This window comes from bacterium, assembly GCA_016716565.1.
GTDB lineage: Bacteria > Bacteroidota > Ignavibacteria > Ignavibacteriales > Ignavibacteriaceae > IGN2.
In genome coordinates this window covers 469,100-490,713 of sequence record JADJWC010000003.1, presented here as the reverse complement: position 1 = coordinate 490,713, position 21,614 = coordinate 469,100, and the positions used below count along the sequence as shown (strand labels likewise).

Genomic DNA, 21,614 nt, shown 5'->3' with positions numbered 1-21,614 from the left:
TAATTTGGATACAATCAATATTCTTTTTGAACTATTCCCTTATGCATTACTCGGAAGTATTGCAGCAGGAATAATTTGTAGTTTCCTTGGTGTCTTTGTTGTTTCACAGAGAGTAGTTTTCCTTGGAGCCGCATTAACTCAGGCAGCTATTGCTGGCGTTGCATTTTCATTTCTTCACTTATTAAATCTTGAACAAATGCTAGCTTCTGCATTTAGTATCGAAGTAATTGACGATTCCTTCTTACATCATTTTGAGCATACATTTTTTTCATTACTGTTTGCTGTAATTGCAGTAATCATTTTTTCACAGAGTAGTCGTCAAAAGTTCATAACTCAGGATAGTTTGTTAGGGATAATTTTTGTAGCAGCGATCGCATTAAGAATCATATTCATTCAAAAAAGTCCTATTGCGGAAGTTGCTGAAATAGAATCAATATTAAAAGGTGACATTCTCTTCATTGGTGCGAATGAGTTTTTTACACTGCTGATACTTTTAATTATGATCTTTTTCATTTTCTCTCTTTTCAGTAAGCAGCTCAAGTTTGTTACATTCGATGCAGATACTGCTTCTGCACATGGAATAAACGACAGGTTGTGGTTATTAATTTTTTATCTCATAGTTGGAGTCGGAATCTCATTGACAACGAGGTTTGTCGGTGATGTTTTCACATTTGCATTTTTAATCCTTCCGGCTTCTACTGCATTATTACTGGCAAAGCGGATTACAAGTGTTTTTATTTATTCGGTTCTGATTGGATCAATCATTCCGCCGATTGCCATCTATGTAGCATTTGTGTATGATATATCAAGCGGTCCAACAGCAGTTGTAGCGGCATTGCTTATATTTCTGATTGTTTTTGTGATTAAAAAAATCAAGAAATGAGATGAGTGCAAAAGTTTCAATATTAACTTGAAAGTAGTATTTTTGCACTGCGAATTACGATTCGGAGAGATGGCCGAGTGGCTGAAGGCAACGGTTTGCTAAACCGTCGTACTGGGTAAACTGGTACCGAGAGTTCGAATCTCTCTCTCTCCGCAATTTAAGCTTCCTTATGGAAGCTTTTATTATTTTTATCGGTGGATTATTTTTTAGGCTAAAATTTTGCTCCAATAAAATTCTTTTCGATTTATTTTCTCATGAACGATAAATATTATTTAAAAAAGTGTTTTAGTCTTGCCCGGAAAGCACAAGGAAGTGTGAGTCCGAATCCACTTGTCGGTGCTGTACTTGTAAAAAACGGTAAAGTGATCGGAAAGGGTTGGCATAAAAAGTACGGAATAGCTCATGCAGAAGTAAATGCGATTCAAAATGCAACTGAAGATATCGCTGGCTCAACACTTTATTGTAACCTCGAACCTTGCTGTCACACTAATAAGCAAACTCCTCCCTGTGTTCCGTTGGTAATCAATAAAAAAATTAAAAAAGTTGTAATCAGCAATCTCGATCCTAATAAAAATGTAAATGGGAAAGGCATCAAGCAATTACAAGATGCAGGAATAGAAGTCATCACCGGGATTGCAGAAGACGAAGGTAAAGATTTAAATAAATTTTATTTCAAATATGTGTCTGAAAATATTCCATACATCACTTTAAAAATTGCGCAGTCAATCGATGGGAAAATCAGTGAATCAAAAAACAAGCAAACCTGGCTAACAGGAAAAGAATCTATTAAATATGTTCACAAACTAAGAGGTGAGTATGATGCGGTTTTGGTTGGTGCAAATACGATCAAAGTTGATAATCCCCTTCTTACATTAAGAGAAATTAAAGGAAGAAATCCGGTCAGAGTTGTAATTGATGGAAAACTGAGTATTCCTGTAAAATCAAAGATTTTTAACTCTTCCGATCCTGAAAAAACGTGGATCTTCACTTCGTCAACATCAAGTTCAAAAAAAATTTTTCAGCTGGAACAATTGGGAGCTAAAGTATTTAAAATTCGATCATCAGCTAATAAAGAAATTAGACTGATTCAAGTTTTAAAAAGTCTGGCTGAGAATAAAATTACTTCCCTACTTGTGGAAGGTGGACAAAAGATTTTCACACAATTTTTAGATCAAAATCTTTTTGATGAGATTGTAATACTTCAAAGTCCGAAAATTTTAAGTCGCGGAATTAATGCTTTTGAATCGGGTAAATCTAAAGCACTTGAAACCAAAGAAATTTCAAAACTGGGTAATGATATAAGGATAGTTTTTGGCAGGAAATTCGCTGATTAGTTTTCGACTGAAAATAATTAACTTTGCTTTATGTTTACCGGAATAGTTGAGGAAATAGGCAAAATAGAGAGAATTAGCCCAATCCAGGGAGGTTATTCAATTAAAATAAAATCGAGTAAAATAATTGAAGATCTCACAGTCAATGATTCTGTTTCCATCGATGGAGTTTGCCTCACAGCCACAAATATAGAAATTCCATTTTTTTATGCAGATGCTGTTGGTGCAACCCTGGAAAAAACTACATTTAAAAATCTAAAAGCCGATTCATTTGTGAATCTTGAGAGATCTTTAAAGATGAGTGATAGACTTGGTGGTCATTTAGTTCAAGGACATGTGAATGGCATCGGAAGCATTACAGAAATTAAAAAGCTTGGTGAAAATTATCTTGTAAAAGTTGTAATTCCTCAGGAACTGGAAAGGTATTTAATCAAAGAAGGTTCTATTGCTATAAATGGTATAAGTCTAACCATTGCGGAATTGAACAAAAATGAAATTGCAATCTCTGTTATTCCACATACGTGGCAGAATACAAACTTTAAAAACAAAAAAGTGAATGATGAAGTAAATATTGAAATTGATATTTTAGCCAAGTACGTTGAGAAATTATTAATTGGGAATGATGCTAAACTAAATTCAAGCATAACAGAAAGCTGGTTAAAGCAGCTTGGCTATTAAATGAAAGGAAAAATGAAGAGTAATAACGAATTTGTTTTCAACACTATTGAAGAGGGAATCGAAGATATCAAAGCAGGAAAAATGCTGATAGTTGTTGATGATCCTGATAGAGAGAATGAAGGCGATCTGGTGATGGCTGCCGAATTATGCAAACCAAAGGACGTTAACTTTATTACTAAAGAAGGTCGTGGAATTCTTTGTTTGCCGATCACCGAAGAAAAAGCAAAAGAACTTGAACTCGATTTGATGGTTCAAAACAATACTGCACTGCACGGTACTCCCTTCTCAGTTTCAATCGATTATAAGCACGGAACAACAACGGGTATATCTACACACGATAGAGCCATAACAATAAATCGTGCTGCAGATATTAAAGTTAATCCTGAAGATTTCGGACGGCCGGGACATATTTTCCCTTTAATTGCAAAAAAAGGTGGAGTATTAAAACGTGCCGGTCATACCGAAGCTGTAGTTGACCTTGTAAAATTAGCAGGACTAAATCCTGTCGGAGTTCTTTGTGAAATTCTTGCAGAAGACGGAACAATGGCTCGTGTTCCGAAGCTGATGGAGTTTGCAAAGAAGCATAATTTGAAAATTATCACCATTGCTGATCTCATAGAATACAGGATGGCGAGAGAACATTTCATTCAGAAAAAAGTTGTTGTTGATCTTCCTACTAGATATGGTTCTTTCAAGCTTCATCTTTATGAAAATACGCTTGATTCTCTCGATAACCCGATGGCACTTGTAAAAGGAGATATAAATACCGGTGAACCTGTGCTTGTGAGAGTCCATTCAGAATGTTTAACGGGAGATATTTTCGGTTCAAGACGCTGTGATTGCGGCGAACAATTAATTGCTGCAATGAGCATGGTTGAGAGAGAAGGAAAAGGTGTTGTTCTTTATATGCGTCAGGAAGGAAGAGGAATTGGACTGGTCAACAAGCTACTCGCCTATCATCTCCAGGAACAAGGCAAAGATACTGTCGAAGCAAATGAAGCACTCGGCTTTAAAGCTGATTTGAGAGATTATGGAACCGGTGCGCAAATTCTCAAAGACCTTGGATTGAAAAAAATCAGGCTGTTGACAAACAATCCCAAAAAAGTAATCGGTTTGAAAGGCTATGATCTGGAAATTGTCGAAAGAATACCGCTTGAGATTCCACCGAACCCGGTAAATGAAAAATATTTGAAAACAAAACGTGACAGATTAGGTCATCTTCTTCATTCAGAATAAAATTTAAATAATACTTAGAGGATAAAATGGCAAATATTATCGAAGGAAAACTTAACGCTAAAGGAAAGAAATTCGGAATAGTAGTAAGCAGATTTAACGAATTGATTTCTTCACAGCTGCTTTCCGGTGCAAAGGATTGTCTTATCAGACATGATTGCAAGGAAGAGGATATAACAATTGCGTGGGTACCTGGCTCGTACGAAATTCCATTAGCTGCAAAAAAGATGGCTCACTCAAAAAAGCATGATGCAGTAATTTGTCTAGGTGCTGTTATTCGCGGCGGAACACCTCATTTCGATTATATCGCCGCTGAAGTTTCCAAAGGAGTTGCTCAGGTTGGACTTGAATCAAATCTGCCGGTTATTTTCGGTGTACTAACCACTGATAATATTGAGCAAGCGTTGGAAAGAGCTGGAACAAAAGCTGGTAACAAGGGATGGGATGCAGCTCTTTCGGCAATAGAAATGGTCAGTTTGTTTAAGCAGCTGTGATGTTTTGTGTCTCTAATCACTTACTTTATTCGCACACTGTTTTTGCCCTGTATAACTGCTTGTATAAAGAACTAATTATTAATCAGATGTGTTCTTAATGTAAGTATTTTATATTTTTGTTAGTTGAATTTGAAGAAATATCAATTATTAATGAAAAGATTAGCAGAAACAAAAGTTCAGAAAATTAATAAAGAGCATAATACAATTATAGAAGAAGGCTCAGTTTTTTTTGGAGAAGGCCACTTCACTGTCATTGCAGGTCCTTGTGCTCTCGAAAGTGAAGAGATTGCCATAAAAACTGCAAAAGCTGTTGAGTATGCAGGTGCAAAAGCATTCCGCTGTTCGCTATTTAAACCCAGAACCTCTCCATATACTTACCAAGGTTATGGAATTGATGGAGTTGAACTTTTAAAGAAGCTTCACGCTGAAACGAATCTCCTGCTTGAAACTGAAATATTAAGCACAGAACATCTCGATGCTCTGGCTAGTGAAGCTGACATTTTAAGAATTGGCTCAAGAAATATGGATAATTATGAATTACTTAAAGCCGTCGGAAAAACGAACAAGCCGGTTATTCTTAAAAGAAATATGAGCGCTACTCTCGAAGAATTTCTGTTAGCAGCTGAGTATATCTTATCAGTTGGAAATGAAAAAGTAATTCTTTGTGAACGAGGAATAAGAACCTTTGAAAACTACACCCGGAATACTTTGGATATTCTTGCTGTTCCGGCTTTAAAGGAACTAACACACCTTCCTGTTATCGTCGATCCATCTCACAGCACAGGTAAAAGTAGTCTTGTACCTGCAGCAAGCAAAGCCGCTATTGCTGCTGGTGCCGATGGATTAATGATTGAAGTTCACCCTGATCCGGTTTCCTCATATTCGGATGGCCAACAATCACTTGATATACCTTCATTCGAAAAGCTCATGAAAGAATTATCGGAACTGGCAAATCTTTTAGGTAAAAAAACTTCGACAACCGTATTTAGTTAAAAGCACACCATTTATTATATAGCGGGCAAATCGAATCAAAGTTGATTCACCACTGATTAACCACCATCTGAGAATTAATTCCAACAGACCCGGAGAATGTCTGAGTACTTAGATTTGGGACTAAGTACCCATTTATGAATAATCATAAAAAAATTAAATTTATATTAACAATCGTTATTCTAAAAAATTAACAAATGAGGGTTCAATGATTTCACTAAATTACAAAAGTATTTTTTTCATCGGCTTATTTATAATTTCAGTTTCTTCAAGCACTTTTGCACAAGCTGAAATTTTTGGTTTTGGCGGTTACGAAGTCGCTTCGGATGTTCAGGTAACACAAGGACAATTGAACATATACAGCAATCCAAATTATGGTGCAGGTATTTCTTTCGAAGTCGAAAGAGGTGTACAAGCAGAGGTATTCTGGATTGGTCAGCAGACTCCAATGGAATTAAAAAGATACAACGGACTTACCGAACCTCTGTTTGATGTCGGCATCCATTATTTTCAGGCCGGTGCTGTTTATGAATTTCGTCAAACAAAAGCACAGAAAGCATTTCCATTTACTTCATTTAGTTTAGGCGCAACACTTTTCAGTCCGGTTGACTCAAACTTTAGTGAGGAGTGGAGATTTTCGATTACTTTTGGCGGCGGTGGAAAGTTTTATATTTCAGACAGAGTTGGACTGCGATTGCAGGCAAGAATGTTACTTCCCCTTAACTTTAATAGTGTGGGCATGTGGTGCGGCAGCGGTGGATGCAGCGCAGGAGTTAGTAGTTGGGCAACTTTATTGCAAGCTGATTTTACCGGAGGAATTTTCGTTCGACTTGGAAAATAGTTTATAAATAAAAATTCTATAAAGTTATTTCCTAATGAAAAAGATAATCGCATTAATATTTATTTTAAATTTATTTGCTAATGCACAAGACCGTCATTTCTGGGATCAGGCAGTTGGTGGAAGAACAGCATTGCTTGGCGGAATTGCTGTTGGCGGAGTTAGAGATTACAGCGCAACATTTTACAATCCCGGGGCATTAAGTTTTGTAAGTAAAAAAAGCATGAGTGTAAATTTTAATATGTATGGAATTAAAGATTTTTCATTCATTAATGGCGGCGGACCCGGAATTGATTCCAGATATACAAGAGTTTCTTTATACCCTGCTTCTTTAGCCGGACCTTTGCCTTTTATTGGTGATTCTCTCAACCGGTTCAGTTATATGATTTATGCCAACGGCTATTCATACGTTAGGGTATCTGAAAGATATGAGGGTTATTCTGATGTTATTCCAACAAGAATTCAGCCTGGACTAATAAATAATTTTGAAGGTAATGAATATCTGATTAACCAGGGAAAACTTGATGCATTACTCTCTGAAGTAAGCGTAGGATTTGGCTATTCAAAAAAGATTGCAGACAATGTTGGGATCGGATTTACTTTATTAGGTGCTTATCGTGATCAAACGAAGCAGCGATATGAATCTTATACAGCCTATGATACTTCTAATCAGCGATCAGCCACTTCGGACATCTTTATTGATATTGACTATTGGGCAGTCAGATTTTCCGGAAAGTTTGGAATATCAGTAGAATGGGAAGACCTGAAATTAGGTGCAACAATCACGACCCCAAGTCTAGCAATAAAATTGGCAAGCGGTGGAACTGATCATATGAGCCTCACTTCGAACAACGTTATTGTAGATTCCACAACCGGTAACCCTATTGATATTCTTGCATCAGACAGGCAGGAAGGTTTGCCTGTCCACTATAAAACTCCCTTTTCGATTGCAGCAGGTATGGAATATAAAATATCAGATGAATCATTGATTCATTTTGCTGCAGAATGGTTTGCTCCAATTTCTACTTATGCTGTGATGCAGCCGGAAAGCGGTAATTTTATTCTGAATAATCCTGCTATTGTCAGACCAAGAGATAGTGCGGAACTTTTAAAAGTGTATGATTCAATGAAAAGTATTTTTAACGCGGGTATAGCTTTTGAACATAAAATGAATGAAAAAATTACTGGTTATGCAGCTATTAGAACGGATTTCAGTAATGCTAATTATAAAGATATTAAGGGTTTGTTTGTTGGATTTACGGATTTTGACATTTATCATTTTACACTCGGCGCTTCAACAACTCTTGATGATACAATGATTGGGGTTGGATTTGAGTATAGCCACGGACAAAGGTCTGATTTTCCACAGATATTTAATTTCCCAACCGGAGTGGTCAAGCCTGATGATTTAGTTTTATTTGACAGACGCGGTACAAGTAAAGCAATCTACAACAACTTTAATTTGTTTTTTGGAGTGACTCAGCTGCTTTAGGAAAGAATAAATTTTAATAATGCAAAAAATTAAACACACTTTCAAATTTATTTTACTAATTATATTCATTTGTATAACAATTACCTCGTGCCAACAATCTTCTAAAGAAAAATCACTAAAAACAAAAAACACAGACAACTCTATTCTTATCGGTAATTGGTTAAGGACTGATTCAGATTACCGACTACAAATTTCCAAAGTGAATGAGGATAATACTCTTGACGCCAAATACTTTAATCCCTATCCGATTAATGTTGGTAAAGCGAGTTGGCAACATATTTCCGGTAACATAAAAATTATTGTTGAGTTGAGAGATGTTAATTATCCTGGTTCAACTTACACATTAAATTATCTTCCCGACCGTGATATTCTGGCTGGTGATTATTATCAGGCAGTTGAAGGATTGACTTTTTACGTTGAGTTTGCCAGAAGCAACTGATTTTTTTGATTCATTCCAAAGAACCTATTCCGAGTCTGCATCTCACCCAATTACGATCTTCATCTTCAAAGATTTCATTTTCTTTGATTGCGATTCTTTCTGCGGGTATCTGATGAACTGTCATCATATGATTTCTAACAACTTCAGCTCTTTCTGTAGCCAGCATCTGGAATTCAATTTCAGTGACATGCTGAACGGAAACAATTTTCTCTTTAAGTTCTTCAAGGTAATTTCTCAGGTCGCCGGACTCAACTGAATCAATAGAATGTTTTACTTTAACAAGATTTAATAATGAATCGTTGTAAGCCTTGACGAACATCTCTTCAAGAATCTGCTGTCCTTTGGTGTAGTCGGTATTCGTCCTTTTTAAAGTTGAATCACTTCCTCCACCCATTAATTTTTGATTATAAATGCTATCAAATTTTGCTTCACGCAGTGCCCGTGCATCTGTTATTGTATCTACCGCGCCATAAATCTCTAGCACAATTCCTGGACGTTCAGCCATAATTTTTGACAAGTTTATCATTTTCTCGAACTGGTGATTTTGTAATTCAGATTTGCCAACTTCAAAATCAACTGACTCGAGTTCTTCACCGCCAATACCGAGCAAACCTCCTAGAAAACGAAATGGTGCCGTAACAATTGTAGAAAGCACTCTTTTAACAGCCCACCAGATTAATGCACCGGTATCAGTTTCGGGATCATTTAAATCTCCTTCAACTTCCAGATCCAGGTCGATATTCCCATCAGCATCTTTTAGTAGTGCAATTGCCAGTTTTATTGGAAGCCCTAATCCCTCCTGCCCTTCGTACTCATCACCCAAAGTGAATTTGTTCAGAAATATTTTATTATATGAAGTAAGCATGCCCTTGTCGATCTTGTATGCAATATCTAAAGAGAGTTTTCCGCTTTCAACCTCGTATCCGAGAAACTCTACTGTGTAGGGAGTGAGATTGGTTAATTCAATATTGTGGAAATTCATTTTTATGTTTGAATATGCAATCGGATCAAACGGATCCATTCTGCCATTAATTTTTGCGTATCCATATTCATCAACAGTTCCTTCCATTTTTATTTCTGCTCCAAGCGGATTTTCACTGGAGAAGCCATCTATCGAACCATTCAGTTGATGTATTTTAGATGCAAATTTTAAGGGCAAACTGAAATCAGAAAAATACATTTCACTGTTTTCAATTTTTATACTGCTAATGTCATATTTAAAGTCTATCTGCTCGTTTTCAGTATCAGTAGATTTAATAAAAAGTGTATCAGAGGTTTGTCCGGAATCAACTTGCACCGGAGATTCTTTCAGCACTTCAATCAAATTTATGCTTTTATCTTCAGCGATAGCAATTCTTGTATAAAGATTTTGCAGATTCACTTCGCTAATCGAAACCTGCATTGGATTAAGCTTCCCCTTGATATCCGAAATTTTTAGTTCTTTCCATTCAAGAAATCTTTCATCGTGTTTGGTATCATAAAGAACAAAATTTGTGATGCTCGTATTAGTCGTAAAAGAAATATCCATTTTTTCTGATGGATCAGGTTCATCAATTTTGATGTTTCCGTCAATTGATAGTAACCCATCGTCCAATCGTAAATATGTAAATTGTGCCAGGTATGGAGCTAAAGGTTTCAAGTTGGCTTGGTTTAGAGTAAAATTTAAATCTGCTTTTAGTGGAGTCATTGAGAAATTGCCGCTAAGAGAAAAGCTTCCGCCGTGTCTGAGATTTGATGTCAAATAAAAATCAGATGTATCTGATGAATTGAATCTTAGGTTTGTAACGACCACACTGAAGCTGTCAACCCTTGTTTCTCCGGGAGGACTTACTGCTCTGTCTGTGATTAGTAAATGAAGTCTCTGCAATTCAAATTTCTGAATGAAAATCTCCCAAGGTTCTACATTGTCTTCAGTTTTTATAGAATCAACATTCTGCTCAGTTGATGTCTTCATTAGATCCGAAAAGTTAAATTCTTCTTCATTATAACGGATAATATTTCCATCCGGTTCGGTTAATCTTATTTCTTCAAAGTTAACCTCCTTACTCAGTAATGGAAGTAAACTGATGTTTATGAAGAATTCTTTAAAAGACAAAAACGTCCCCTCTTTGTCTTTCTCAAATAATTTAAACCCCTCAACTGAAAGTGTAAAGGAGAATGGATTGAAGGAAACAGATTCGATTTCAACATCGCGTTTGAATTCCTCTTTTATATAATCAACCGCTTCACTTTTAACGATCATAGGAACGATAAAGAATCCTGCTATACTATAAATGATCACCAGTGCAAATGCAACATAGACCAAAATTCTAATCAGCTTGTAAAAGCGTGACTTTTTTTCTTTCTTACTATTCATGAGTATGTAATTAAACAAAAATGAATATTCTTATTGAATATATTTAACAATCTAATCTTATCCTTAGATATTATCAAAAATATTAAGTTGTTGGACGCTACTTACAAATAGTCATTTATAGATAATCTTCAACTATCTTTAATACCATTTCAAAATTGAAATAATCATCACATAGTCTTATTTTTAAGAAGAAAATCGTCTGTATTACAATTTCATTGTTAAAATCAGGGATGCCTCCTTTCCTCAGAATTTTAGTTTCGGTTCGCTTCTGATCAAAGTAGTTTTAACAGCTCTGTTTTTTTTATAACCAAGTTTTCAATAATTAACTCAATTCATAATCATATTAAGGAGGCATCATAATGCTCAAAAATTATTTGTTAATAATTTTCTTCTGTGCAAGTCTAACTTTGTTTGCACAGGAGAAACCTAACATTCTAGTTATCTGGGGTGATGATATTGGCTGGTCAAATGTAAGTGCTTACAGCCATGGAATGATGGGTTATCAGACACCCAATATTGACCGGATTGCTAAGGAAGGTGCTATGTTTACCGACTGGTATGCACAGCAATCCTGTACTGCCGGTAGAGCAGCCTTTATTCTTGGTCAGCATCCTTTCAGGACTGGTTTGTTAACCATTGGTATGCCAGGCTCAGAACAAGGTATCAAGGATAATCAGCCAACTATAGCGGAACTACTAAAACCACTTGGTTATACTTCAGGTCAATTTGGGAAAAACCATCTTGGGGACAGAGATGAAATGTTACCAACAAATCACGGGTTTGATGAGTTTTATGGAAATCTATATCACTTAAACGCAGAAGAAGAACCTGAAACATATTACTATCCTGACGATCCTGAATTTCACAAAAAATATGGACCGCGTGGAGTTTTACATTCATATTCTGATGGAAGAATTGAAGACACAGGACCGATGACCAGAAAAAGAATGGAAACAGCCGATGAAGAGTTTACAAACGCTGCAATCGCATTTATAGAAAAAGCTCATAAAGATGGAAAGCCATTTTTTGTTTGGTTGAGTGCGACTCGTATGCACGTCTGGACTCATCTAAAACCTGAAAGTGATGGTGTAACAGGAATTGGACTTTATCCTGATGGAATGGTAGAACACGATAAAGCAATTGGTGTAGTTCTTAAAAAACTTGAAGACCTTGGAATAATTGACAATACTATTATTATGTATTCAACTGATAATGGTGCGGAAAAATTCACCTGGCCTGATGGCGGAACAACACCGTTTGCAGGCGAGAAAGGGTCTACCTGGGAAGGTGGATTCAGAGTTCCGTGTGTGATCCGCTGGCTCGGGGTTATTAAACCCGGAACAATTGACAACAATATTTATTCTCACGAAGATATGATGCCAACATTACTAGCGGCAGCCGGTGTTCCAGACATAAAAGAAAGACTACTTTCCGGTTATCAGGCTGGAGCAAAAACTTTTAAAGTACACTTAGATGGATACAACCAGATGCAATTCTGGAAAGGTGAAGTAAAAGAAGATCCAAGAAAAGAAATTTTTTATTTTGATGCTGGTGGAAATTTAAATGCCATCAGATACGAAAACTGGAAACTTCATTTTTCCTATATGGAAGGCTCAATCAATGAAGGATTTCGTAAAACTCCATCCTGGCCATTAGTCATAAATTTACGAGCTGATCCTTTTGAGGTTTCATGGAAATCTGCTCTGTATACAAGATGGTATGGGGATAATATGTGGTTGTTCGTTCCGGCACAGACAATTACAGGAAAGTTTCTTGCGACTTTTAAAGATTTCCCACCAGTAATGGGATCGTCTTTAGGTATTGATAAAGTACTGGAAAGTATGCAGTCAAAACCGCAGAATTAAAAATATTGAGTTATTGTATAAAGGCGTTGAAGTATTTCAACGCTTTTTTTAATTAATTAGATAAAGTTGAGAGATTTAATTATTCGATTGAAAAAGACTGACTGATTGTCGACATAAAACCAATTTGCATAAAATTTTTCCAGATTAAATAGTTTGTTCTATTTCAGTAAGTTATCAGTGTAAATTTTTCAAAATTATTTTCCGCAATTATTTAGTGCCAACTTCTGAAAACATCAAACCCAAAAGATTCGCAGGTATACTTCTTCATCTGCATCCGCAATCAATTAAGAAAGATGCTATAGAATTCAATCGCACTTTCGGTTTGGGTGGAATGGCAGCACTGCTCATCGTGATTCAGTTTGTCACAGGAATAATGCTCCGCTTTTATTATGAACCTTTCCCGCAAAAAGCTTACGACTCAATTTTACATCTGCAAAACAATGTACTCTTCGGTCAACTAATTAGAAATATTCATCATTGGTGCGGAGTGTTTCTTGTAATGATCGCTTTCCTTCATCTGCTCAGAGTTTTTTTTACTGGGGGATTTCAGTCTTCAAGAAAAGTCAACTGGATTATTGGATTAGCACTTTTCGTTTTAATTATCTTTTCAAACTTCACAGGTTACTTGCTTCCATGGGATCAATTAGCATACTGGGCAGTAACAGTCGGAACAAGTCTGTTAAATTACTTTCCTGTTATCGGTGAAGGTATCAGGCAATTTGTTTTATCAGGTGACGAAGTAAATGCAAATACATTAATTATCTTTTACAATTTTCACACCGCAGTGCTTCCGATTCTTTTACTTCTTCTGATGGCTTATCATTTCTGGCGTGTCAGAAAAGCCGGTGGAGTTTATCTTCCTAAATCAAATGAAGTAAATGAAATTGTACCAACATATCCGAATTTAGTTTACAAGGAATTCATTGTTGCTTTAGCGCTGATAGCAATTGTGCTTGTTTTTTCTGTTTTTCTAAATGCACCTTTACTTGCAAAAGCGAATCCTGATGTTAGTCTTAATCCGACCAAAGCTCCGTGGTATTTTGCTGGCGTACAGGAATTGCTTTTACACTTTCATCCGTTTGTCGCTGCATTTCTGATTCCGCTGACAATTATTTTTTTACTAACAGCACTGCCATTTATTAACTATAAGGAAGAACCAAGCGGTTACTGGTTTCATTCTGAAAATGCAAAACAAGCAGCTAAGTTTACAGCAATTAGTTCTTCAATAATAACTTTGATACTTATAATTATAAATGAATTCGTTCCCGACTTTGAAATTCTTTTACCTCAATTAAACCCTTTCATAAGCAATGGAATAATTCCTCTTCTAATCATCATGTTGATAATATGGTCATTCTATAAATTTGTAACAAAGAAATTTAACTTATCTTATCTTGAAGTTGTACAAACCATGTTTGTATTTATAGCAACTTCGTTCATCTTCCTTACTTTAATTGGAATATTTTTTCGTGGTGTTGATATGGCATTAACATTTCCGTGGAATCTGTAAATAATGAAGCAAAAAAAAGAAAAGAAAAAAATAAGGCAAACTGATACGAAAGTTTCTGAACAAACTCAGCCCAAAGATCCTGTACAAAGCAGGCGTGAGTTTCTGAATAAACTCTGGAAAGGATTAGGGATTGTTGCTGTAGTTGAGTTCACTGCTGTCTTCTTCGGATTTCTTTTCACCGGCAAAGATGAGAAGGAAAATGAAAAACCAAAACAACTATTCGATGCAGGCGATATCAATTCTTTTCAATCAAATTCGGTTACAATTTTCAGAGGAGGAAGATTTTATCTGGTTAGATTAGAAGATGGCGGTTTTCTGGCTTTGTCCTTAAGATGTACTCATTTAGGCTGCTCAATTAACTGGGAAGAAGATAAAAAAAGATTTATCTGTCCCTGCCATGCTTCTGCATTTGAAATTAATGGGAATGTCCAGAATCCACCTGCACCATCAGCTTTAGATTACTTCCCTGTCACAATCCAGAGTGGAAGAGTTATGGTTGACATCGGAACAAAGCTAAGCAGAAACCGGTTCAGTAAAGATCAAGTCGTGTACGTTTAACTATTATGATAAGTAAGTGGAAGCTAACCGGAATTATTGCTACAGGAATTATCGTATTGATGATTCCTTTATCACTTATTCTTCACTCTCCTTCTACACAATCGTATCAAAAAAAAGCACAGTTTGTCGGCGGAAAAGAATGTATAAGCTGTCATCAAAGAGAATATGAACTCTGGAAAGGTTCTGATCACGACAGAGCAATGATGATCGCAAACGATTCAACTGTACTTGGCGATTTTAATAATGTAGAAGTTGAATTCAGAGGCAAGACACACAAATTCTACAAACGCGACGGAAAGTTTTTTACGCACACTGAAGGTATCGGTGGAAAGATGAGTGAGTTTCAAATCACTCATACATTTGGAGTCATACCTCTTCAACAATATTTAATTCCATTTGAAAATGGAAAATATCAATGCCTGCCGATTGCCTGGGACTCAGAAAAAAACAGATGGTTTGATATGGCGGGAATGGTTTATTCCGAAGAGGAGTTGAAACCTGAAAGCTGGTTCCACTGGACAAATCAATCACAGAACTGGAATGGGATGTGTGCAGAATGTCATTCAACAAATCTGCAGAAAAATTATGATTTGGAAAAAGATTCTTTCAACACAACCTGGTCAGATATAAATGTAAACTGTGAAGCCTGTCACGGTCCCGGTTCTGATCATCTCGACTGGGCAAAACTTCCTGAAGGTTCCCGTGATTATGATGGGAATATGGGATTAGTATTGAAGACAAGCGAAACAACTTCTAAACAATATATTGAAGCTTGTGCACCATGTCATTCAAGAAGAACTTCTTTTGGTCCGAATGAACATAGTGATGCTGAATATTATAATCTTCATCGTCCGCAAAATATTTCTCCCCCGCTCTATTATGCTGACGGACAGATACTTGATGAGGTTTATGTGTTTGCATCGTTCACACAAAGTAAAATGTATATGCATGATGTAAAGTGCAGTGATTGTCACGATTCTCATAGTATAAAATTCAAGTTCGAGGGGAATGCTCTTTGCACTCAGTGTCACCGACTGGAAGAGTATGACACTTTTCAGCATCACTTTCACAAATACGCTAATGAAAAAGGTGAACCTGTTAAAAATAAATTTGGTGAAATGACTCCGGTTGGTGAAGGAGCTCTCTGCAAAACCTGTCATATGCCGGGGAACTATTATATGGGAATTGATTTCAGAAGAGATCACAGCTTCAGAATTCCAAGACCGGATCTTTCAATTAAGTATAACGTTCCGAATGCCTGCAACGATTGTCACGCCGATAAAAGTTTTCAGTGGTCGGAAGATTGGATAAAAAAATACACACCAGCCTTATCAGATTAATTAAGAATGATCTTTATCCTGAAATGGTAAGAGCGACTGCAATTAGTTATTTATCTGCTTACAATAATCCTCTGGCTGACTCGGTGGTTGTAGAAATGCTCTATAACATTGAGCCTTTGGTTCGTGAAAGAGCTATCGATGCCTTTAATACAAATGATGCACAGAAATTAATAAATACGATTTTTCCATTGCTGAATGACCCGATAAGGATGGTACGAATTGCTGCTGCATCAAAACTTTCTGTTGTTGGCAAAGAGTTTTTTACTGATGAACAATTCAAAAAGCTGAATGAGGTGCTTGACGAGTATCTTCAAACACTAAAATACACAGCTGACTTCCCTTCCGGTAAATACAACCTTGGGAATTATTATTCCAACAAAGGTGACTATGCTAAAGCAGAAAAATTTTATTTAGATGCGATAAAGCTGGATAATGATTTGTATCCTGCAAAATCAAACCTTGCACTGCTTTACTACAACCAGGGGAAGTTGAAAGAAGCAGAAAATTTATTTCTTGATCTGATTAAAAATCATTCCGAATACACTCAGGGCGAATATTATCTTGGATTACTGTATGCTGAACAGAAAAGGTATAGTGAAGCGGCACAAGTTCTTGAGAAAGCAACTTTTAAAGCTGATGTTAATCCAAGAATTTATTATAATCTCGGATTGATTTATCAATATCTAAACAATCAAAAGAAGGCTGAGTCTTCCCTGCTTAAAGCCAATTCCATTTCTCCTAATCAATTCGATATAATTTATGCTTTAGCAGATTTTTATATTAAAGCTGGAGATTTAACCAGAGCAATGAAGTATGCTGAAGAACTTAACGAAAAGTTTCCAGGCAATCCTGAAATTGAAAAACTTTTAAATTATTTATCACAACGACTGAATAATTAATCAATGGATGAAAAAGCAAGAAAGTGGATAGAAACGGGTTACGAGCATTTTGCTTTATATGGTCCTGAAAATCTGAGCATAGATAAAATTGCTAAAGATGTCGGCGCAGCAAGGACTACTTTCTATTATTATTTTGGCGATTTTGATTTATTCATCGATGATCTTTTATCCTGGCATATTAACCTAGCAAATCAAATTAAAGAAAAAGTTTTTGAACACTGCGCTAATTATATACCCGATTTTATTAGCTTAATTGCAAAGAATAAAACTACAGTATTGTTCCATAAACAATTAGTGAAAAATCGGAACAATCCGAAATACCTGCTCACTTACAATCAGGGGAATAATATTGTTGATAATGCGACGCTTGATTTATGGTCCAAGGATTTTGGAATATCAGGGGATAAGGATTTCAGGATGGCTGTTTACTCTTTGCTCAGGGATTCCTTTTATAACAGAATAACCGTGGAAACGCTGGATTATGATTCGATAATTAAGTTAATAATCGAAATCCGCGAGGTAACAACCAAGCTTATTGCAAATCAACTGAAATAAATTGTATTTGCTCTTTAATACTTATCAGTTCTATATCACAACTATTTTTTGACACCACTGTCAAAAGTTAATAATCGATAATTATAAATTATTCATATTCGATTAAAATATTCTTACAAACCAAATTTTCATCAACTTTTACAATATAACTAATATTCTCACTATAGAATTAAAGCCGGAGAATTTTGGACTCAACATTATTCATCAGCTTCTTAATAAATATAAATAGTAAAAACTTTGAACTTATTATTAACTAATTAAAGGAATAAAAATGAAATATGTTCTCATTCTGCTAATTTTTTCACAAGTAATTTATTCACAAAACACCGTTCAGGTATTTGAAATACAAGGAAGCGTAAATGGCATTTCGGATAATGGTATTTATGCATGTGGTTTTGATTTCAATGCCGGCGAATCATTCCTGTGGACGGAAGCAGGAGGCAAAGTTTTGCTTGGACAGAATACTGAAGCAAATGGTGTTTCAAATGATGGAATTGTAGCTGGAAAATTTTTAGACCCGAACACACTTTCCAACGGAGAACCTACATGGGTAGCTGGTTTTTATTCAAGCGGTCAATGGAATAAAGTTGGCGGAATTCACGGAGTCGAGCCATTCGATCCGAACTTTTATACATATGCTTATTCCATAAATGCCTCCGGAACTTTGATGACTGGAATGGCTGCAAGACCAAATTACAAAGTTGAAGCTTGCTATTGGAATCTACCTGATACTACTATTCACCTGCTGGGACAAATCAATGGACAGAATGGACGTGCTGATGATGCTTCAAACGATGGTTCAATTATAGTTGGCTGGAGTGCTGATTCTTCCGGACAGCCGGATCGGGAACCATATTATTGGGATCCTGCACCACATTTTATGGGAGGTTTTGATCCAAGCTGGCCTGCGGGAGAATGCAATGGAATTAGTCCTGATGGAAATATCTTGGTTGGTACTTCCTCCGCTGGATTTTCACCAGGTTATGCATTTCGATATACAGTCTTAAACGGAATGCAGATGATTACAGACTCATTGCTTTGGGCAAGAGGTTACAGTGCAGATGTTTCAAACAATGATGTGATAGTTGGACATGTTGAAGATTTCTTCTCACCATTTGCATTTATCTGGCAATCAGGTTGGACTAATTCAGTACTGCTAGGCACATTTTTACAGGATTCACTAGGTGTTACAGGAATATCAGACTGGATGTTTTTATATGCACGGGGTATTTCGGCAGATGGAAATGTTATTGGTGGTGAAATGATTAATAACAATTTTCCATTCGGTGGAGGATTTGTAGTTAAGATTTCAAGTTCGACTTCTGTTGATGATGATATAAATAATCCAGATGGATATATTTTGAATCAAAATTATCCGAATCCTTTTAATCCATCTACACAAATTAATTTTACCATCCCGAAAAGTGAATTTGTAAGTCTTACATTATATAATTCACTTGGTCAGGAAGTTTCTACATTAGCTAACGAAGTTTATAATGCAGGTTTGCATACACTTCAATTCGATGCTTCTGGATTAGCAAGTGGTATCTATTTAGTTAAGATGAATGCTGGTAAATTTGTAAAGACTATAAAAATGAATCTGATAAAGTAATCATTAAAAACAATTAACTTTTCCGAAGCGTATTTATTGTTTGTAAACTTTTTTGCGGAAAAATAGCTTAACTTGATATTATAAATAATAATATATATTCTTTAAACTATTTATACATCTACTCATATTTAATGAAGGAGGAACAACACTTATGTCTAAAACTCTATTAGCCTTTAGCCTGCTAATTTTCATTTTATTAGCTCTTGGCTGTCAGGAAGGAACCGAAAAAACAACTTCATCGGGTAAGTTGGATAGAACGGTTCTTCCAATTAAAGAACCAACTCGTCAAACATATACCGAACTTGATGCACGCAATGCCACTGCTCCTCCAAGATTTGAAGTGAAAGCTCCGGAAGGTGCACCCAATGTGGTAATTATATTAATAGATGACATGGGTTTTGGAGTATCCGAAGCTTTTGGCGGACCTGTTACCACACCAACTATGGATAAACTTAGTAAAAACGGTTTAATGTATAACCGTTTTCATACTACTGCGCTTTGCTCGCCTACCCGTGTGGCTTTACTTACCGGGTATAATCATCACAGCAATAATATGGGTGCTATTACTGAAGCTGCTACAACCTTTCCTGGAAATACCGGAGTGAGACCGCAAACAATTACACCAGTGGCTGAAGTGCTTCGCCAAAACGGATACAATACTGCAGCATTCGGTAAGTATCATGAAACACCACCATGGGAAATATCAAATTCAGGTCCTCAGGACCGTTGGCCAACACGTTCAGGCTTTGAGAAATTTTATGGCTTCATTGGCGGTGAGACCAATCAATGGGCACCACTCATTTATGACGGAGTAACATTGGTTGAAACTCCGGAAGATCCGAATTATCACTTTACCACCGACATGACCAACCAAGCTATTTCATGGGTTCGTTACCAGCAGGCTTTATCTCCCGATAAGCCTTTCTTTATGTACTTTGCACCAGGCGCAACCCATGCACCGCATCATGTTCCAAAAGAGTGGATTGAAAAATACAAAGGGAAATTTGATGAGGGCTGGGACAAGATTCGTGAACTGACATTAGAACGTCAGATAAAACTGGGCATAGTTCCTGAAAACACAAAGCTTGCACCAAAACCAAAAGATATTAAAGACTGGGAAAAACTTTCAGCCGATGAAAAGAAATTATTTACCCGCCAGATGGAAGTGTATGCCGCATTTGCCGAACAGACTGATTACGAAGTCGGAAGACTCATATCAGCAATTGAAAAATTGGGTGTAATGGATAATACGGTAATAATATTTATTGCCGGTGATAATGGTGCAAGCGCCGAAGGCCAGATGAACGGTATGTTTAGTGAAATGACTTACTTCAATGCGGTTCCCGAAACAGTTCCGGATATGTTAAAGCATTACGACGAATGGGGTGGACCAAGCACTTATCCGCACTTTGCAGCAGGATGGGCAGTTGCAATGGATGCACCTTTCTCCTATACCAAACAGGTTGCTTCAGATTTTGGAGGTACAAGAAACGGAATGATTATTCAATGGCCGGAAGGTATCAAAGCAAAGGGAGAATTGCGCTCACAGTTTGGTCATGTAATTGATATTGCTCCAACCATTTATGAGGTTACAAAAATACCTGCACCAAAAATGGTAAATGGTATAGAACAGGATCCGATTGAGGGTACAAGTTTGGCTTATACATTTAATGATGCCAGTTCGGAAGAAAAACATAAAGTCCAGTACTTTGAAATGTTTGGCAACAGGAGCGTGTATCAGGATGGCTGGTATGCTCGCACAATTCACAGACCAGCATGGTTACAGAAACCTCTCAATACCCTGCAGGAAGATAAATGGGAGTTATATAATACAAATGAAGATTTCAGTCTTGCTAATGATTTGGCTTCACAAAATCCAGATAAGCTGAAAGACATGCAAGCGTTGTTCATGAAAGAGGCTGAAAAATATCATGTGCTGCCGATTGATGATCGCCTGCTCGAAAGAACCAATGCTGAACTCATGGGCAGACCAACTGTTATGGGCAATAGAAATATTATTACATATGGCGAAGGTATGAAAGGAATGGGCGTTGATATCTTCATTGACCTAAGAAATACAGCGTATACGATCACTGCAGAAGTCGCAGTAAATGCAAATGGAAACGGTGTAATTGTATGCCAGGGCGGAAGATTTGGTGGTCTGTCTTTCTACATGAAAAACGGGAAACCGGCATTTTCATATAATTACCTTGGGTTGGAATCATCACATATAATCGCACCTGAAGCATTGAAACCAGGGAACTACAAATTGGTTTACGACTTTAAGTACGATGGTGGCGGAATGGGTAAAGGTGGTATTGGTACCATCTTAGTAAATGATAAAAAAGTTGTAGAAAAGAGAATTGAAAAAACACAACCCGGTATTTTCTCTGTTGATGATTTGGCGGATATTGGTGTTGATGACGGTACCCATGTAGCAGATTACGGAGCTTCGGCTAAGTTCAACGGAAAAATTGAATACGTGACCATCGAGCGAAAAAAGTAGTTAAGTCTCAATAATTAAAGTAATCAACGGTAATC

18 protein-coding genes and 1 tRNA gene are annotated in these 21,614 nt (G+C 36.6%); 18 read left to right on the top strand and 1 reads right to left on the bottom strand.

What is annotated here, in order from left to right; genetic code table 11:
* The first annotated feature begins 4 nt into the window (after positions 1-4).
* The 10 genes from IPM14_14400 (at position 5) to IPM14_14355 (ending at position 8,378) form a co-directional block, all read left to right on the top strand.
* Positions 5-883: a metal ABC transporter permease gene (locus tag IPM14_14400; GenBank protein MBK9099278.1), complete on the top strand. Its 879-nt coding sequence runs from the start codon at positions 5-7 to the stop codon at positions 881-883.
* Between the two features lie 63 nt (positions 884-946).
* Positions 947-1,036, top strand: a tRNA-Ser gene (locus IPM14_14395).
* A 101-nt stretch (positions 1,037-1,137) separates the two neighbouring features.
* Complete coding sequence (gene ribD, locus IPM14_14390) at positions 1,138-2,217, top strand: bifunctional diaminohydroxyphosphoribosylaminopyrimidine deaminase/5-amino-6-(5-phosphoribosylamino)uracil reductase RibD (protein ID MBK9099277.1); 1,080 nt, start codon at positions 1,138-1,140, stop codon at positions 2,215-2,217.
* A 30-nt stretch (positions 2,218-2,247) separates the two neighbouring features.
* Entirely contained in the window at positions 2,248-2,892 is a 645-nt protein-coding gene (locus IPM14_14385) for a riboflavin synthase (protein ID MBK9099276.1), read from the top strand.
* Positions 2,893-2,904: 12 nt separating this feature from the next.
* Positions 2,905-4,128 carry a bifunctional 3,4-dihydroxy-2-butanone-4-phosphate synthase/GTP cyclohydrolase II gene (locus IPM14_14380; protein MBK9099275.1) on the top strand — a complete coding sequence of 408 codons (1,224 nt, stop codon included), beginning with the start codon at positions 2,905-2,907 and terminating at the stop codon, positions 4,126-4,128.
* A 26-nt stretch (positions 4,129-4,154) separates the two neighbouring features.
* Complete coding sequence (locus IPM14_14375; GenBank protein MBK9099274.1) at positions 4,155-4,619, top strand: 6,7-dimethyl-8-ribityllumazine synthase; 465 nt, start codon at positions 4,155-4,157, stop codon at positions 4,617-4,619.
* 150 nt (positions 4,620-4,769) lie between these two features.
* A complete protein-coding gene (aroF, locus tag IPM14_14370) occupies positions 4,770-5,612 on the top strand; it encodes a 3-deoxy-7-phosphoheptulonate synthase (protein ID MBK9099273.1) in 843 nt (280 codons plus the stop codon).
* Positions 5,613-5,817: 205 nt separating this feature from the next.
* Positions 5,818-6,450 carry a hypothetical protein gene (locus tag IPM14_14365; GenBank protein ID MBK9099272.1) on the top strand — a complete coding sequence of 211 codons (633 nt, stop codon included), beginning with the start codon at positions 5,818-5,820 and terminating at the stop codon, positions 6,448-6,450.
* A 34-nt stretch (positions 6,451-6,484) separates the two neighbouring features.
* Positions 6,485-7,939, top strand: a complete 1,455-nt coding sequence (locus IPM14_14360; protein MBK9099271.1) for a hypothetical protein — start codon at positions 6,485-6,487, stop codon at positions 7,937-7,939.
* 199 nt (positions 7,940-8,138) lie between these two features.
* Positions 8,139-8,378, top strand: a complete 240-nt coding sequence (locus IPM14_14355) for a hypothetical protein (protein ID MBK9099270.1) — start codon at positions 8,139-8,141, stop codon at positions 8,376-8,378.
* A 10-nt stretch (positions 8,379-8,388) separates the two neighbouring features.
* On the opposite strand, the gene IPM14_14350 is transcribed toward IPM14_14355, so the two are convergent.
* Complete coding sequence (locus tag IPM14_14350) at positions 8,389-10,734, bottom strand: DUF748 domain-containing protein (protein MBK9099269.1); 2,346 nt, start codon at positions 10,732-10,734, stop codon at positions 8,389-8,391.
* Positions 10,735-11,093: 359 nt separating this feature from the next.
* Between IPM14_14350 and IPM14_14345 the strand changes: the two genes are divergently transcribed.
* The 8 genes from IPM14_14345 to IPM14_14310 all read left to right on the top strand — a co-directional run bounded on the left by IPM14_14345 (position 11,094) and on the right by IPM14_14310 (position 21,579).
* Positions 11,094-12,599, top strand: a complete 1,506-nt coding sequence (locus IPM14_14345; protein ID MBK9099268.1) for an arylsulfatase — start codon at positions 11,094-11,096, stop codon at positions 12,597-12,599.
* Positions 12,600-12,813: 214 nt separating this feature from the next.
* Complete coding sequence (locus IPM14_14340) at positions 12,814-14,109, top strand: cytochrome b N-terminal domain-containing protein (protein ID MBK9099267.1); 1,296 nt, start codon at positions 12,814-12,816, stop codon at positions 14,107-14,109.
* 3 nt (positions 14,110-14,112) lie between these two features.
* The gene (locus tag IPM14_14335; GenBank protein MBK9099266.1) at positions 14,113-14,667 is read left to right on the top strand and encodes a Rieske (2Fe-2S) protein; all 555 of its coding nucleotides are present in this window, start codon (positions 14,113-14,115) and stop codon (positions 14,665-14,667) included.
* A 5-nt stretch (positions 14,668-14,672) separates the two neighbouring features.
* Positions 14,673-16,007: a hypothetical protein gene (locus tag IPM14_14330; protein MBK9099265.1), complete on the top strand. Its 1,335-nt coding sequence runs from the start codon at positions 14,673-14,675 to the stop codon at positions 16,005-16,007.
* Positions 15,971-16,906 carry a tetratricopeptide repeat protein gene (locus IPM14_14325; GenBank protein ID MBK9099264.1) on the top strand — a complete coding sequence of 312 codons (936 nt, stop codon included), beginning with the start codon at positions 15,971-15,973 and terminating at the stop codon, positions 16,904-16,906. Before IPM14_14330 ends, IPM14_14325 begins: the two co-directional genes overlap by 37 nt.
* Before the next feature lie 3 nt (positions 16,907-16,909).
* The gene (locus IPM14_14320) at positions 16,910-17,461 is read left to right on the top strand and encodes a TetR/AcrR family transcriptional regulator (protein ID MBK9099263.1); all 552 of its coding nucleotides are present in this window, start codon (positions 16,910-16,912) and stop codon (positions 17,459-17,461) included.
* 271 nt (positions 17,462-17,732) lie between these two features.
* On the top strand, positions 17,733-19,073 hold the full coding sequence (locus tag IPM14_14315; GenBank protein ID MBK9099262.1) for a T9SS type A sorting domain-containing protein: 1,341 nt from the start codon (positions 17,733-17,735) through the stop codon (positions 19,071-19,073).
* A gap of 151 nt (positions 19,074-19,224) precedes the next feature.
* Entirely contained in the window at positions 19,225-21,579 is a 2,355-nt protein-coding gene (locus tag IPM14_14310; GenBank protein ID MBK9099261.1) for an arylsulfatase, read from the top strand.
* Positions 21,580-21,614: the final 35 nt, after the last annotated feature.